Origin of the sequence: Streptococcus mitis (assembly GCF_002096845.1) — a bacterium.
GTDB lineage: Bacteria > Bacillota > Bacilli > Lactobacillales > Streptococcaceae > Streptococcus > Streptococcus mitis_A.
In genome coordinates, this window is the sequence record NZ_NCVK01000033.1 from 17,405 (window position 1) to 31,082 (window position 13,678).

The 13,678-nt window shown below is 40.3% G+C and carries 12 protein-coding genes, 1 tRNA gene, 1 rRNA gene, 1 other RNA gene and 4 pseudogenes; 1 reads left to right on the forward strand and 18 read right to left on the reverse strand.

What is annotated here, in order from left to right:
• Nucleotides 1-1,448: 1,448 nt before the first annotated feature.
• The 16 genes and pseudogenes from B7695_RS11210 to comW all read right to left on the reverse strand — a co-directional run.
• Nucleotides 1,449-1,907: pseudogene (locus tag B7695_RS11210) on the reverse strand (Rpn family recombination-promoting nuclease/putative transposase); the annotation flags it as partial.
• Nucleotides 1,908-1,911: 4 nt separating this feature from the next.
• Nucleotides 1,912-2,799 carry an Rpn family recombination-promoting nuclease/putative transposase gene (locus B7695_RS06325; protein ID WP_084890516.1) on the reverse strand — a complete coding sequence of 296 codons (888 nt, stop codon included), beginning with the start codon at nucleotides 2,797-2,799 and terminating at the stop codon, nucleotides 1,912-1,914.
• Nucleotides 2,800-2,996: 197 nt separating this feature from the next.
• Nucleotides 2,997-3,992: an Rpn family recombination-promoting nuclease/putative transposase gene (locus B7695_RS06330; RefSeq protein ID WP_084890518.1), complete on the reverse strand. Its 996-nt coding sequence runs from the start codon at nucleotides 3,990-3,992 to the stop codon at nucleotides 2,997-2,999.
• 117 nt (nucleotides 3,993-4,109) lie between these two features.
• Complete coding sequence (locus B7695_RS06335; protein ID WP_000010158.1) at nucleotides 4,110-5,078, reverse strand: ribose-phosphate diphosphokinase; 969 nt, start codon at nucleotides 5,076-5,078, stop codon at nucleotides 4,110-4,112.
• 156 nt (nucleotides 5,079-5,234) lie between these two features.
• The gene (locus B7695_RS06340; protein WP_084890520.1) at nucleotides 5,235-6,038 is read right to left on the reverse strand and encodes a PrsW family intramembrane metalloprotease; all 804 of its coding nucleotides are present in this window, start codon (nucleotides 6,036-6,038) and stop codon (nucleotides 5,235-5,237) included.
• A 24-nt stretch (nucleotides 6,039-6,062) separates the two neighbouring features.
• Entirely contained in the window at nucleotides 6,063-6,560 is a 498-nt protein-coding gene (locus B7695_RS06345) for a beta-class carbonic anhydrase (RefSeq protein ID WP_004237611.1), read from the reverse strand.
• Between the two features lie 72 nt (nucleotides 6,561-6,632).
• Nucleotides 6,633-7,997 carry a DNA repair protein RadA gene (gene radA, locus B7695_RS06350; protein WP_142358872.1) on the reverse strand — a complete coding sequence of 455 codons (1,365 nt, stop codon included), beginning with the start codon at nucleotides 7,995-7,997 and terminating at the stop codon, nucleotides 6,633-6,635.
• 10 nt (nucleotides 7,998-8,007) lie between these two features.
• Complete coding sequence (locus B7695_RS06355; RefSeq protein ID WP_084890524.1) at nucleotides 8,008-8,523, reverse strand: histidine phosphatase family protein; 516 nt, start codon at nucleotides 8,521-8,523, stop codon at nucleotides 8,008-8,010.
• An 18-nt stretch (nucleotides 8,524-8,541) separates the two neighbouring features.
• Nucleotides 8,542-8,844 (reverse strand): annotated as a pseudogene (locus B7695_RS06360) (isochorismatase family protein); the annotation flags it as partial.
• Nucleotides 8,840-9,001: pseudogene (locus B7695_RS10840) on the reverse strand (DNA repair protein RadA); the annotation flags it as partial. The pseudogenes B7695_RS06360 and B7695_RS10840, both read right to left, overlap by 5 nt.
• Nucleotides 9,002-9,011: 10 nt before the next feature.
• Nucleotides 9,012-9,551 carry a histidine phosphatase family protein gene (locus tag B7695_RS06365; RefSeq protein ID WP_084890526.1) on the reverse strand — a complete coding sequence of 180 codons (540 nt, stop codon included), beginning with the start codon at nucleotides 9,549-9,551 and terminating at the stop codon, nucleotides 9,012-9,014.
• 1 nt (nucleotide 9,552) lies between these two features.
• Nucleotides 9,553-9,996 carry a dUTP diphosphatase gene (locus B7695_RS06370; RefSeq protein WP_000701987.1) on the reverse strand — a complete coding sequence of 148 codons (444 nt, stop codon included), beginning with the start codon at nucleotides 9,994-9,996 and terminating at the stop codon, nucleotides 9,553-9,555.
• A gap of 56 nt (nucleotides 9,997-10,052) precedes the next feature.
• Nucleotides 10,053-10,150: signal recognition particle sRNA small type (gene ffs / locus B7695_RS06375), an RNA gene on the reverse strand.
• Between the two features lie 32 nt (nucleotides 10,151-10,182).
• Nucleotides 10,183-10,650 carry a tRNA adenosine(34) deaminase TadA gene (gene tadA, locus B7695_RS06380; RefSeq protein ID WP_084890528.1) on the reverse strand — a complete coding sequence of 156 codons (468 nt, stop codon included), beginning with the start codon at nucleotides 10,648-10,650 and terminating at the stop codon, nucleotides 10,183-10,185.
• 200 nt (nucleotides 10,651-10,850) lie between these two features.
• Entirely contained in the window at nucleotides 10,851-12,137 is a 1,287-nt protein-coding gene (locus tag B7695_RS06385; RefSeq protein WP_001832534.1) for an adenylosuccinate synthase, read from the reverse strand.
• Nucleotides 12,138-12,367: 230 nt separating this feature from the next.
• Nucleotides 12,368-12,604, reverse strand: coding sequence for a sigma(X)-activator ComW (comW, locus tag B7695_RS06390; protein ID WP_192855743.1), 237 nt, complete (start codon nucleotides 12,602-12,604; stop codon nucleotides 12,368-12,370).
• A 665-nt stretch (nucleotides 12,605-13,269) separates the two neighbouring features.
• Here comW and B7695_RS06395 point away from each other — a divergent pair.
• Nucleotides 13,270-13,419: pseudogene (locus tag B7695_RS06395) on the forward strand (transposase); the annotation flags it as partial.
• A gap of 86 nt (nucleotides 13,420-13,505) precedes the next feature.
• Here B7695_RS06395 and B7695_RS06400 read toward each other — a convergent pair.
• Nucleotides 13,506-13,579: transfer RNA gene (locus B7695_RS06400), tRNA-Asn, on the reverse strand.
• Nucleotides 13,580-13,584: 5 nt separating this feature from the next.
• A 5S ribosomal RNA gene (gene rrf, locus B7695_RS06405) occupies nucleotides 13,585-13,678 on the reverse strand; the annotation flags it as partial.

A 13,678-nucleotide genomic window follows, 5' to 3' on the forward strand; every position in this document is an offset into this window, starting at 1 on the left:
CAGGGTTTTGTGCAACAACTTCTTCAACAGCTGCTTTAATTTTATCCAACTCAAATGTCAATCCAAGAGCTTTTGCTTTTTCTGGAGCAATAGAACCAAATTCAGCATTAGCTGCACCAATTGCAGCGTTTAAAGTTGATTTAGCTGCAGCGATACTTCCTGCACCTGTTCCTGTAAGAGCATCCAATTCAGCTCTGAGACCTACACGACCTGTTGCAGGATCACCATCTACCAATTTCTTAGCAGCAGCCAATTTACCATCGTTATCTGCTTGTGCTTTACGAGCAGCACGTAGTTCTTTAGAACCTTGACGAATTGCATAACCTGTTGCATAGTCAACATCCATTGCATTAGAAAGATCAGTTTCTAATTGATCTAAACGTGCTGAACGAGTAGCTACTGTAGCTTTTGCATCGTTGTATTCTCTTTGTGCTACATCTACAGCTGTTGTTTTTGTAGCAACTTGTGTATCGTAATCATTAGCTAATTTTGTTACATTTTGAGCTTTATAGTCAGCCAAGTCTTGTTTAGCTGCTTCTAAAGCAGATTCTTTAGAAGCCAAGTTTTGTTCTGCTGCAGCAAGACTTCCTGCGACTGTAGCATCACCACTCAAAGTAGCAAACTCAGTTCTAAGTTGAGCATTCACATTGTTAAAAGCTGCTTGATCAATCAACAATTTGTTAAGTTTATCAGCAGCTGTTTTAACTGCTGCAGCTAATTCTTCTTGTTTTGCCTCACGAGTTTGACGATCCGTCAAAGCTTCATGATAACGTGCATAAACTGTCTTGTATTCATTCTGAAGTTTCGTCAACTCATTGATAGCACTTTGTACAGCATTAACTTTTGCAGTTAATGCATCAGCTTTTGCTGTATCTGCTGCTTCCGTAGCGCTTGTCCCGTCAGCTTTATAGTATGAATAACCAGAACGAACTAGTTCAATTTTTTGTTTAAGAGTTTGTACATAAGTACTTGTATTAGCTGTAACTGATGGAACAGTAACATCTTGTGCATTTACCGTATTATAGGCACCGAACGCTGTCAAAACAACAGCACTTGTCAATAAAACTTTTTTCATCGTTTTATCTCCTTTGTTTTTCATTATATTATTTTTCGTAAGACTATCTTACTACCATACAGTATATAAATATTTGCAGGATTTGTCAAGAGTTTTTTTCGACTTTTTAAACTTTTTCCCTATTTCTTCGAAAAAAGGAGAAGAAAACTAACTCGCGAAAAAATTCCCCCTGAAATACTCTAGCCTCCAAGTTGATATTTCGCAACTACTCATCCCTCAGATGATATCTTTTATATCTAAACTATATAGATAGTTAGACAGAACTTACTTCCTTGGTATTATCTTACAAACCCTTGTAAAAGTCAAGTAAAAACGGCAAGTATTTGGATAACACTTGCCATTTCATAAACTTTCTACTATATAAAGATTGAACTCATAATAAAGCCTCAAACTCAGCTACTGACATACCTAATTGCTCACTAGCAACCTCTGAACTCAGGAGATGTTGGCGAACGAGATTTACTAAACCTACTTTTAATCCCTCTTCGATACCCTCAGCTCGTTCTCGTTCTAGTCCCTGTTCAATGCCCTCTACGCGACCACGTTCTAAGCCCTTTTCCTCAGCTTGTTCCAAGGCATAGTCCTGTGCTAACAAGGCTTGTTCTTCGCGCATACGTAGTTGACTAAACATTTTCCTGTCCTCCTCGGACCAGCTCTTATAGTCTAGCAATTGGTCTGCTTGGCTGATGGCTCGCTCGGGTTCTTGGGTAAAGGGCTTGTTGCCGAAAAACTCCAACCACGGCTTGCGAACCTCATCTTTGCTGGTTTCTCTGTATTTTTTTAGTTCTAAGAAATCCATCTTAACCAAATGGTTTTCTTGTCCATTAGTGCTAGTCTTACAACAACGCCTCAAACTCAGCGACAGTCATGCCCAGCTGCTCACTCGCAACCTCAGAAGGCAAAAGACCTTGGCGAACCATATCTAGAAAAGCAAAAACTCTTCCTTCAACTTTACCACGCTCCAATCCTTTTTCTTCAGCTTGTTCCAAGGCATAGTCCTGTGCTAACAAGGCTTGTTCTTCGCGCATACGTAGTTGACTAAACATTTTCCTGTCCTCCTCGGACCAGCTTTTATAGTCCAGCAGTTGGTCTGCTTGACTGATGGCTCGCTCGGGTTCTTGGGTAAAGGGCTTATTCCCAAAAAACTCCAACCATGGTTTGCGAACCTCATCTTTGCTGGTTTCTCTGTATTTTTTTAGTTCTAAGAACGCCATCTTAACCAAATGGTTTTCTTGACCGTTACTTGTGATGGTTAAGACTTCACCCGTCGTGTCCTCTCGCATGCTGAAACTGTGGAAAGCCAAGTCATCTGAGAAGTAATTACTATCGACAATAGCAATAGCGTATACTGGGGCAATGTGTTTGTAGCTCTGGTGAGTATCACCTTCACGCTGACGAATTTTTTCAAGATTTTGATTGACCTGACTACATAGATAAGCCCACAAGCGATTGATGAAAAAATTCTGATGATGCACTTGAATCTCAATAATTACTTGAGTACCGTTGTCCAACTCCGCCAAGACGTCTATATTAGTGTAAAAATCCTGAGCCGAGTAAGGCAGGGATGGCAAGACATGAATATTGCTCCCCTCCAAAATGGTTACATTTTTGGCTGGTAAATCCAACATATCGCGAATAAATTGACAAGTGATTTCTGGATTGCTAAAGATTTTCTTAGCAACCAAGTCATTAGTCGGGCTAATGCCCGGATGTCTTAAAATCATCCTTTTCCTCCTTTCATTATAGCACATTTTTAAATCTAGGTTTACTAGATTCACTGCTACTATCTATTTATTCGGAAAAGAGAGGGAAAAGTTCAAACTGTCCTAACAAAAAAAGATAGCCAATCTCTTTTACATCAAGAAATTTAGCTATCCTTTTTAGTTATTTTCATATTACATAACGTTTGTCCACAGATTTCTTACTTATGCCTTTCTAACAGCGCCTCAAACTCAGCGACAGTCATGCCCAATTGATCACTTGCATATTCGGAAGTTAAAACATGTTGGCGTACCATATCCAGAAATGCAAAAAGTTTCCCTTCTTCTCTTCCTTCAACTTTCCCACGCTCCAGTCCCTGTTCAATGCCCTCTGCACGACCACGCTCTAAACCTTGTTCAAGACCTTGTTCGATACCTTCTGCACGACCACGTTCTAATCCTTTTTCTTCAGCTTGTTCCAAGGCATAATCATGAGCCAATAATGCCTGTTCTTCACGCATACGTAGTTGACTAAACATTTTCCTGTCCTCCTCGGACCAGCTCTTGTAGTCCAGCAGTTTATCTGCCTGGCTGATGGCTCGCTCAGGTTGTTGGGTAAAGGGCTTGTTGCCGAAAAACTCCAACCACGGCTTGCGAACCTTATCTTTACTGGTTTCTCTGTATTTTTTTAGTTCCAAGAAAGCCATCTTGACTAGATGGTGTTCTTGTCCATTATTGGTGATGGTTAAGACTTCACCTGTCGTGTCCTCTCGCATACTAAAACTGTGGAAGGCCAAATCATCTGAGAAGTAATTGCTGTCCACAATAGCGATGGCATAAACGGGTGCAATATGTTTGTAACTCTGGTGTGTATCACCTTCTCGTTGACGAATTTTTTCTAGATTTTGATTGACCTGACTGCACAGGTAAGTCCACAGGCGATTGATGAAAAAATTCTGATGATGAACTTGAATTTCAATAATTACCTGAGTGCCATTGTCCAACTCTGCCAAAACATCTATACTGGTATAGAAATCTTGCGCCGAATAGGGCAGGGATGGCAAGACATGAATGTTACTTCCCTCCAAAATCGTCACATTTTTGGCTGGTAAGTCCAACATATCGCGAATAAATTGACAAGTGATTTCTGAATTGCTAAAGATTTTCTTAGCTACCAAATCATTGGTTGGGCTGATGCCCGGATGTCTTAGAATCATCCTTTTCCTCCTTTTATTATACCACAGTTTTAAATCTAGGTTTGCTAGATTCACTGCTACTATCTATTTATTCGGAAAAGAGATGAAAAAACCTGAGAATCATCTCAGGCTTGGTCATTAAATCTTTTTCTCAATACTGAAAAGTGGAGAAAGTGGGCGTTTTTCATGGATACGTACGATAGCATCCCCCAAGAGATGAGCGATTGAAATCTGCTCAATCTTATCAATCAAACGCTCTTCTGGCAGATAGATGGTATCCAAAACAACCAATTTCTTAATAGCTGATTTTTGGATATTGTCCATAGCAGGACCAGAAAGAACTGGGTGCGTACAGCTTGCATATACTTCAACAGCACCAGCTTCTGCAAGGGCATCTGCCGCATGACAAATCGTTCCAGCAGTATCAATCATATCATCAATCAAGATACAAGTCTTGCCTTCTACCTTACCGATGATGTTCATGACTTCACTGGTATTCATCTTATCAACACTACGACGTTTGTCAATGATAGCGATAGATGTTTTCAAAAATTCTGCCAACTTACGAGCACGAGTCACCCCTCCATGGTCTGGGCTGACAACCACATAGTCAGAACCAACCATGCCACGACGCTCAAAATAATCTGCAATCAGAGGAGCTCCCATCAAATGATCCACAGGAATATCAAAGAATCCTTGAATCTGCGCAGCATGCAAGTCGATGGTCAATAAACGATCCACTCCAGCTACTTCAAGCATATTTGCAACAAGTTTTGAAGTGATTGGCTCACGCGCTCTCGCCTTTCTATCCTGACGTGCATACCCATAGTAAGGCATGACAACATTGACAGATTCTGCACTCGCACGCTTCAAAGCATCTACCATAATCAAAATTTCAAGCAGATTGTCATTTACAGGCGAGCTAGTTGATTGTAGGATAAAGACGTGTTTCCCACGGATTGATTCTTCGATGTTGACCTGAATCTCTCCATCTGAAAATTGGCGAACACTTGATTTCCCCAACTCTATCCCAATCTCCTGCGCCACACGTTCTGCCAATTCTTTATTAGAAGAAAGGGCAAACAGCTTTAAATCAGAAAAAGACATGATTTCCTCCGGTATATATGTATCGCTTGTGCTTTTCACAAGATTTTCCATCTACCATTGTAGCGCTTTTTACACTATTTTTCAATCAAAAATAAAAGAAGGGCACCATATTTGTACCCTTGCATCATTCTTTTGAAAAATATTTTAGTTCATCAACTAATTGTGCTTCTCAACAAAGCGATAAGCCTGATAAAAACCATAGAGTGTAATAGCTGTAACCACTGGAATCGCTAGTGGCAACTCTGTCTCTAATTCTACAAAAGGAGAGTTAAACAAGAAGTGAGTTCCTAAGGCTAAACCTAGGAAAATAAGCCCCTGTTTCTTGCCAACCTTCTGTCCTTTATAGGCTCTGTAAAGCAAGTAAACACCCACTACAGCCAGACCTGAAAAAGTCCAGTGAGAGGCAATTCCTGAGATGATACGCTCTAAAATTCGCGAAATAGTAAAGTCAAAGCCCTCTGGCAAATCCGTACGAATATAGCCAATATCCTCAATCATTTGGAATCCCAAACCAGAAGCAATGCCTAGTAAAAACAAAGATTTTAATTTTCGGACAGGAATCAAAGCCAAAACAAAGACAAGTGGCAACAATTTCAAGGGTTCTTCTACCAAAGGAGCCACAATAGCACTTTCAAAGGCATTTAAAAATGTACTATCTGGGAAAAGAACGCCCAGCAAATCATGGATATAGGTATTAGCAAAGCTAGACAACCACCCTGAAAGGAACATTCCTCCCAATAAAGACAAGATCAAGGAGTTCTTTGGTAATTCCCATTTTTTCCCAATACGGAAAAGGAAATAAAGAGACGGAATCATGTAAAAGAGAGCTAGAAAGATAGAAACTCCCATTAGTCTATATTCCGCAGCTGACATCGAACCATCCGTATAGTAGATGGTTTCATACTGTAAACCAATACAGAGCAATAAAATAAAAATAAATAAAATGCTGTTTTTCTTCATACACTTTCTTTCTAAATGAAGTATTTATAATTCTACGACTGTCATACTTCCTGTATCCACATCGTAAATAGCACCAGAGATAATGACATCATCTGGTATTAGGGGAGACTCGATAAGGAGTTGCATATCCTCGCGTACACTCTCCTCTATATCTTGGAAAGGCAAGAAGTCCTGATCTGACACATCGACACCTAGTTCCTCTTTTAAATACTCCTGAAAAGGGCCATTTTCAAAAGTCTGAGCACCACAGTCTGTATGGTGCAATACCACAATCTCTCTTGTCCCCATTTGTTGCTGGGAAATAACCAGCGAACGAATCATGTCTTCTGTCACTCGACCACCTGCATTCCGCAAGATATGAGCATCCCCAAGTGCCAAGCCCAGAGCTTGCGCAACGTGCAAACGTGAGTCCATACAGGTCACAATGGCAACTCTGGTTTTGGGTTTAAGTGGCAGATTTAACTGCCCATGTAGGGCAACATAAGCCTGATTGGCTTGCATAAACTGTTCAAAATACGACACGATTCCCTCCTCGAAAATTTGATAGTCAAATATTTCTCCTATCTTATCATTTTTAAGAAGATTTGTCACGGATTATGCAAATACCTTTTTCAAAACTTCCTGAATCGTTGTCACTCCAATGACCTGAATTTCCTTAGGCGGAGTGATTCCTGTCAAGGAATTCTTAGGTACATAGATTTTTGTAAATCCAAGTTTAGCAGCTTCATTGATACGTTGCTCGATACGATTCACGCGCCGAATTTCTCCTGTCAAGCCCAGTTCGCCTACAAAACATTCCTGAGGATTGGTTGGCTTGTCTTTGTAGCTCGAAGCAATAGCCACTGCAACAGCCAAGTCTATCGCAGGTTCATCCAATTTGACACCCCCAGCAGATTTGAGATAGGCGTCCTGATTTTGCAAGAGAAGACCTGCACGCTTTTCTAAAACAGCCATGATCAGACTCGCACGATTAAAATCAAGTCCTGTCGTCGTACGCTTGGCTTTTCCAAACATGGTCGGTGTCACCAAAGCCTGAACCTCCGCCAAAATCGGACGCGTTCCTTCCATGGTCACAACGATTGACGAGCCAGTAGCCCCATCCAAACGCTCCTCTAGGAAAACTTGACTCGGATTGAAGACCTCAACCAATCCACCCGACTGCATCTCAAAAATTCCAATCTCATTTGTTGAACCAAAACGGTTTTTGACCGCTCTCAAAATACGAAAGGTATGGTGGCGCTCCCCTTCAAAATAAAGCACTGTATCCACCATATGCTCCAACATACGAGGCCCAGCTAAGGTTCCTTCCTTGGTCACATGCCCTACGATAAAGATGGCAATGTTATTGGTCTTAGCCAGCTGCATGAGCTCAGCAGTCACCTCACGCACCTGAGAAACAGATCCCTGCACCCCTGAAATCTCAGGAGACATGATGGTTTGAATTGAATCAATAATGAGGAAATCTGGTTGGATGCGCTCTACCTCTGCGCGAACACTCTGCATATTGGTCTCTGCATAAAGATAAAACTCGCTATCGATATCTCCCAAGCGCTCTGCTCGCAGTTTAATCTGCTGGGCAGACTCTTCCCCACTGACATAGAGAACAATCCCTACTTGGGACAACTGGGTTGAGACTTGTAAGAGAAGGGTTGATTTCCCAATCCCAGGATCCCCACCGATCAGGACGAGACTCCCTGGTACCACTCCGCCTCCAAGAACACGGTTGAATTCCTCCATGTCCGTCTTAGTTCGATTGACATTGATGGAAGTCACCTCAGCCAGTTTCATGGGCTTGGTTTTCTCACCTGTCAAGGACACACGCGCATTCTTGACCTCGGTAACCTCAATCTCTTCTACAAAAGAAGACCAAGACCCACAGTTAGGACAACGTCCCAGATATTTAGGGGAATTATACCCACAATTTTGACATACAAATGTCGCTTTTTTCTTTGCGATGATAAACCTCTTTCTATATCTCTAATTCACACTCAATCACTTGGCAAAAATCAATCTTCTCATTTGGTACAAACTGGCGCATGAGCATTCGATGAGCAACAACTACCACAGTCTGATGTTCTCGATACTTAGACATACATTCTAGAAAACGAGACTTCATTTCCGTAACTGTCTCATATTGAATAGGACTATTAGGAAGTAACTCCCCCTTATTTTCTAGAAACATAGTACGAGCTTTTTCAAAATTATCTGTGCCACTTTCATAGACCTGCCATTCATGCAATAATGGCTCTACCCTCAAAGGAAGGCCAGTAGCACAGGATACATAAAAAGCCGTTTCTAAAGCTCGCGTCACTGCAGAAGACACCAGGATATCAGCTGAGCCAAACAAAGGATTTTTGCAAAGTTCCTGAGCTTGTTGTCTTCCTTTCTCAGATAAGGGTGCCAAATCTATCCCGAATCCAGTATAGGAACGCTCCTCTAACTCACGGTAATTTGGCTCCCCGTGACGGATAAAAATAATTTTCATATTAAGATCCCCATAAAACTATCCAATCTTGATTCCGCAATCTTGCCACTGCTTCAGTGTTTTAGAGAATTTCTTCTGGTTGGCAACTTCGACAGCAGACAAATCGACAGAAACCTGATAATTCTCCTTGGTAGCTGCCAAAACGGAAGCCTTAACACAGCCATTGCCATCTACCCCTATAAACTCTATGCTTTTAGCACCGTTTTCCTCTAAAAAATCTTTTAAATCTGGATTAGTAAAGCAAGAAGCCCGACGCTTCTCAAAGATACGAGAAGAGACAAGCAGCAAGCCGGTCGCAAATTTCTTCTTTCTGTCTTTTCTCACCTGTCAAGGACACACGCGCATTCTTTACCTCGGCAACCTCAATCTCTTCTACAAAAGAAGACCAAGACCTACAGTTGGGACAACGCCCCAGATATTTAGGGGAATTATACCCACAATTTTGACATACAAATGTCGCTTTTTTCTTTGCGATGATAAACCTCTTTCTATATCTCTACCTCACACTCAATCACTTGGCAAAAATCAATCTTCTCATTTGGCACAAACTGGCGCATGAGCATTCCGTGAGTTACAATGATAATAGTTTTATAATTTTTATATTTTTCCAAAGCTCTTAAAAAACGATGACGCATCTCTAGATCAGTTTCATAGCGATAAGGAGAATCTTCAGATAAACCTCCTTGATGTTTTAGATAATATTCATGAGCTACCAATACACTAGTTAAATCAGAGTTAGTGCCATCTAAGTCTGGACGCCACTCATGAAAAAACGGCTCCACAAATAAGTCCAATCCTGTTTCAACTGCTATATAATGGGCTGTTTCTAAAGCCCTCGTCACAGACGATGAAATAATAATCTCTGCCTTTCCAAAACATGCAGTTTTAGCAACTTCTTTTGCCAGACTGCGGCCTTTTCCTGTCAATGGTGCTAAATCACGACCAAAACCACTATAGAGTTGCGGATTTTCAAGTTTATCAAGCATACTATAATCTGGCTCCCCGTGACGCACAAAGATAATCTTCATTCTAGTGCCCTGTCGATCCAAATCCACCAGTCCGCACGCCGTCTGCCGCATCTCCATCTGCAATTAAGAAAGGAGCAAAGACAGCCTGGACAACACGTTCTCCAACTTCAAGAACAACCTCTTGGTCTGTGATATTCTTCATCTGAGCAAAAATATGCCCTTCATTTCCAGGATTTCCATAATAATCCCCATCAATGACCCCAACTGAGTTAATTAAAACCAAGCCCTTCTTACGAGGATTTGAAGAACGATCATAGAGATAGAGAACCTCAGTTGGCTGCATATAAGCCTTAACCCCTGTCGGAACCAATACAATCTCTCCTGGCGCAATAACTGTACGCACAGCAACCTTTAAGTCGTAACCAGCCGCATGCGCTGTCTCACGCTTGGGCAATAAATTTTCATCTGTAAAACTAGAAACCAATTCAAAACCACGAATTTTCATCATCTTCTCTTTTCTATTATCATTTATTCTAGATTATTCTATCTTATTTATTCGGAAAAAGCACGAAAAAAAGAGCACACAATTCAAATCGCTTAGGGCTGCTGGATTCCTCCCCTGACCCGCTTCACGCAGAACTGTTGCTCCACTATTTATTATATCACATTCCTATTCATTTTAAAAGCAAAATTATTTTTTCCGTCTATTTCTAAAAAAGTCCTGCATAATAGCTGCGCATTCATCTTCCAAAATTCCCGTTTCAACCTCCACACGATGATTGAGACGCTCATCTGTCAAGATATCGTACAAACTCCCAGCAGCGCCAAATTTCTGGTTTTTAGCCCCATAGACCACGTTTGGAATACGGGCGAGTCCAATCGCCCCACTACACATGACACACGGCTCAATGGTCACAAAAAGCGTGCAATCCAGCAAGCGCCAGCTCTCCTCAGTCAAGTTCGCATTCTCTATGGCCATAATCTCCGCATGCATAACCGCTCGCTGCAACTCCTCACGCGCATTATGCCCACGACCAATGATTTCTCCGTCCTTGACAATCACACAACCAATTGGAATTTCATCGTGTTCCAGAGCAATCTCAGCCTCTCTCAAAGCCTCCCTCATAAAGACTTCTTTTTCTTCAAGCGTATAATTCATCTCTTTTCCCTTTTTCTACTTGTCAGTTTTATTATTATATCATGAATCCCAAGACAAAAAAAGCCACCGAATGCGGTGACTCTATAGGGAGATTATTATGAAAAAGAAAAGTTTAGGATATTTGTTACAACAAGTTAGGAGGTCTTCTTGTAACTGTCTATAGTATACCCGACCTATCTTAAACAAATCTTAAAAATCTCTTACGACCAAACACTTTCTAAAATATTTGTTTGTTCACGACCAGGACCTACTGAGAAAGTAGAAATACGAACGCCAACCAATTCGCTCACACGACGAACATAGTTACGCGCATTCTCAGGAAGATCTTCCAAATTACGAACTCCAGTGATATCTTCTGACCAACCTGGCAACTCTTCATAGATAGGCTTGCAACGTTTCAATTGCTCAAGACTAGCTGGATAGTAGTCAATACGTTGACCATCAAGATCATAGGCCACACAGATTTTCACAGTATCCAAACCGCTCAAAACATCGATAGAGTTCAATGAAAGGTTAGTAATACCAGAAACACGACGACTATGACGCATCACAACTGAGTCAAACCAACCCACACGACGTGGACGACCAGTTGTTGTACCATATTCATGACCGACTTCACGGATACGTTCTCCCACTTCATCAAACAACTCAGTTGGGAAAGGACCGTCTCCTACACGACTCGTATAAGCTTTACATACACCAACAACCTTGTCAATCTTACTTGGACCAACACCAGAACCAATCGTAACACCACCAGCCACAGGATTTGATGACGTAACAAATGGATAAGTACCTTGGTCGATATCTAGCATAACACCTTGTGCACCTTCAAAAAGCACACGCTTACCGTTATCAAGCGCATCATTCAAAATGACAGATGTATCTGTCACATACTTCTTAATTTGTTGACCATATTCGTAATATTCTTCAAAAATATCATCGAAAGCAATCGCTTTACTGTCATACAATTTTTCAAAAAGACGATTCTTTTCAGCAAGGTTACGTTCTAAACGCTCACGGAAAATATCTTTATCCAAAAGATCGGCAATACGAATCCCAACACGAGCAGCCTTGTCCATATAAGCTGGACCAATTCCCTTAATTGTAGTACCAATCTTATTGTCGCCCTTAGCTTCTTCTTGCAAACGATCTAACTCGATATGATAAGGCAAAATAACATGCGCACGATCAGAAATACGTAAGTTATCAGTTGTCACACCTTCCTCATGAAGATAGCTCAACTCTTTCACAAGAGATTTAGGATTTACAACCATTCCATTCCCAATGACAGAGATTTTTTCAGGGAAGAAAATTCCAGATGGAATCAAGTGCAATTTAAACTTCTTACCATCAATCACAATCGTGTGACCTGCATTATCACCACCTTGGTAACGTGCAATCACTTCTGCATTCGCTGAAAGGAAATCTGTAATCTTCCCTTTACCTTCATCACCCCACTGGGTACCTACAACAACAACTGAAGTCATAATCTTGTCTGAGCCCTCAGGCTCTTCCTTTCTCACATACATGGCAGGACTCTCACCTGCAATTATATCTTACAATTTATTATAAGAAAAAATTGCCTTTTTATCAAGAAGAAACAATAGAAAGATTTGCTATTTCCAACTATTAAAAAATGTTTTAGAAAAATTACCAGCTATTTATTGTTATATTGCCATAAAAAAGTAAGTTTGTTCGGAAATTAACTCAGACTATCTCAACAAGAAATAAAACCCCGATTCATTATCATCTTTTCAAGATACAAACGATAAGCAACACGATAATGATAAACAATAAAATCCCTACGACACCCAATGCCATATCGAACTAAATAATAAATCAAAAATTTAAAATGAAAATCTTCCCATTCCCAACTATTATCAAAGAAAGTAGCATACTCTTCTTCGATACTGTCATAGAAATCAGTCATCTGATCATAAATATTTTGTAGCATAAGCATACACTCCTTTACTTTTTATGATCTTATTCTAACAAAAAATTTTAATTAATCATTAATAACTCCTGAATTGTTAAAATACCAGCCTCAACAAGAGAAAAAATAGGAAAAGTTGACAGAATAGAAATAAATTTACTATCTAAATTAGACTTTGATAAAAACCTTATTGACTGCGTTAAATACTAAAAGAGACTGAGGAAAAAATCTTAAAATAAGAAAAACGCATATTATCAGATATTCAAATCTATGTAATCTTGCATTATCTATAATAGCTGATGGTATGCTTAATTTTGTATAGTCGCTTAGTTTAAAATGCGCATGTTATAATAAAGCTATGCATATCTAGTAAATTGAAATAAGAGATGAACAAATCGATTAGGAAAGTCAAATTAATTTCTAGAAATATTTTTAGCAGTTGTAACATACTATTCTAGTTCCAATCTACTATATTGACGAAACGGGAATCGACCCCTACCTCTATCGTCCTTATGATGCACGGACTCCTAGAGAGGAGAAAGTCTATGAAAATATTATCGGACGGCGTTTTGAGCGGACTTCAATTGTTTCAAGAAAAGTAGAGGGAGAGTTTATAGTTCCTATTTGTAAAGTGGTTCAAAATGCAACTCCTACCTACTTTGAGGAGACTTCATATTACAACTTACAACGCTAAATTAGAAGCGACTAATAATCTCATTAAACTTATCAAGCGAAATGCCTTTGGATTTCGGAACTTTGAAAACTTCAAAAAAAGGATTTTTATCGCTCTGAATATCAAAAAAGAAAGGACACATTTCGTCCTTTCTCGAGCTTAGCTTTTCTTCAACCCACTACAGTTGAAAAAGAGCCTAGATTATTAATTACATAACAAAAAAGAGGCTGAACCCCCTTTAATTATCTACTCCGCCAGTAGGACTCGAACCTACGACATCATGATTAACAGTCATGCGCTACTACCAACTGAGCTATGGCGGAATAAAGCTAAGCGACTTCCATATCTCACAGGGGGCAACCCCCAACTACTTCCGGCGTTCTAGGGCTTAACTTCTGTGTTCGGCATGGGTACAGGTGTAT

Excerpts from the sequence above, each read along its gene's own strand:
- B7695_RS06325 (WP_084890516.1), bottom strand. The coding sequence starts at position 2,799 with ATGATTTTAAGACATCCGGGCATTAGCCCGACTAATGACTTGGTTGCT.
- B7695_RS06330 (WP_084890518.1), bottom strand. The coding sequence starts at position 3,992 with ATGATTCTAAGACATCCGGGCATCAGCCCAACCAATGATTTGGTAGCT.
- B7695_RS06335 (WP_000010158.1), bottom strand. The coding sequence starts at position 5,078 with ATGTCTTTTTCTGATTTAAAGCTGTTTGCCCTTTCTTCTAATAAAGAA.
- B7695_RS06340 (WP_084890520.1), bottom strand. The coding sequence starts at position 6,038 with ATGAAGAAAAACAGCATTTTATTTATTTTTATTTTATTGCTCTGTATT.
- B7695_RS06355 (WP_084890524.1), bottom strand. The coding sequence starts at position 8,523 with ATGAAAATTATTTTTATCCGTCACGGGGAGCCAAATTACCGTGAGTTA.
- B7695_RS06365 (WP_084890526.1), bottom strand. The coding sequence starts at position 9,551 with ATGAAGATTATCTTTGTGCGTCACGGGGAGCCAGATTATAGTATGCTT.
- B7695_RS06370 (WP_000701987.1), bottom strand. The coding sequence starts at position 9,996 with ATGAAAATTCGTGGTTTTGAATTGGTTTCTAGTTTTACAGATGAAAAT.
- tadA (WP_084890528.1), bottom strand. The coding sequence starts at position 10,650 with ATGAATTATACGCTTGAAGAAAAAGAAGTCTTTATGAGGGAGGCTTTG.
- B7695_RS06385 (WP_001832534.1), bottom strand. The coding sequence starts at position 12,137 with ATGACTTCAGTTGTTGTTGTAGGTACCCAGTGGGGTGATGAAGGTAAA.
- comW (WP_192855743.1), bottom strand. The coding sequence starts at position 12,604 with ATGCTACAAAATATTTATGATCAGATGACTGATTTCTATGACAGTATC.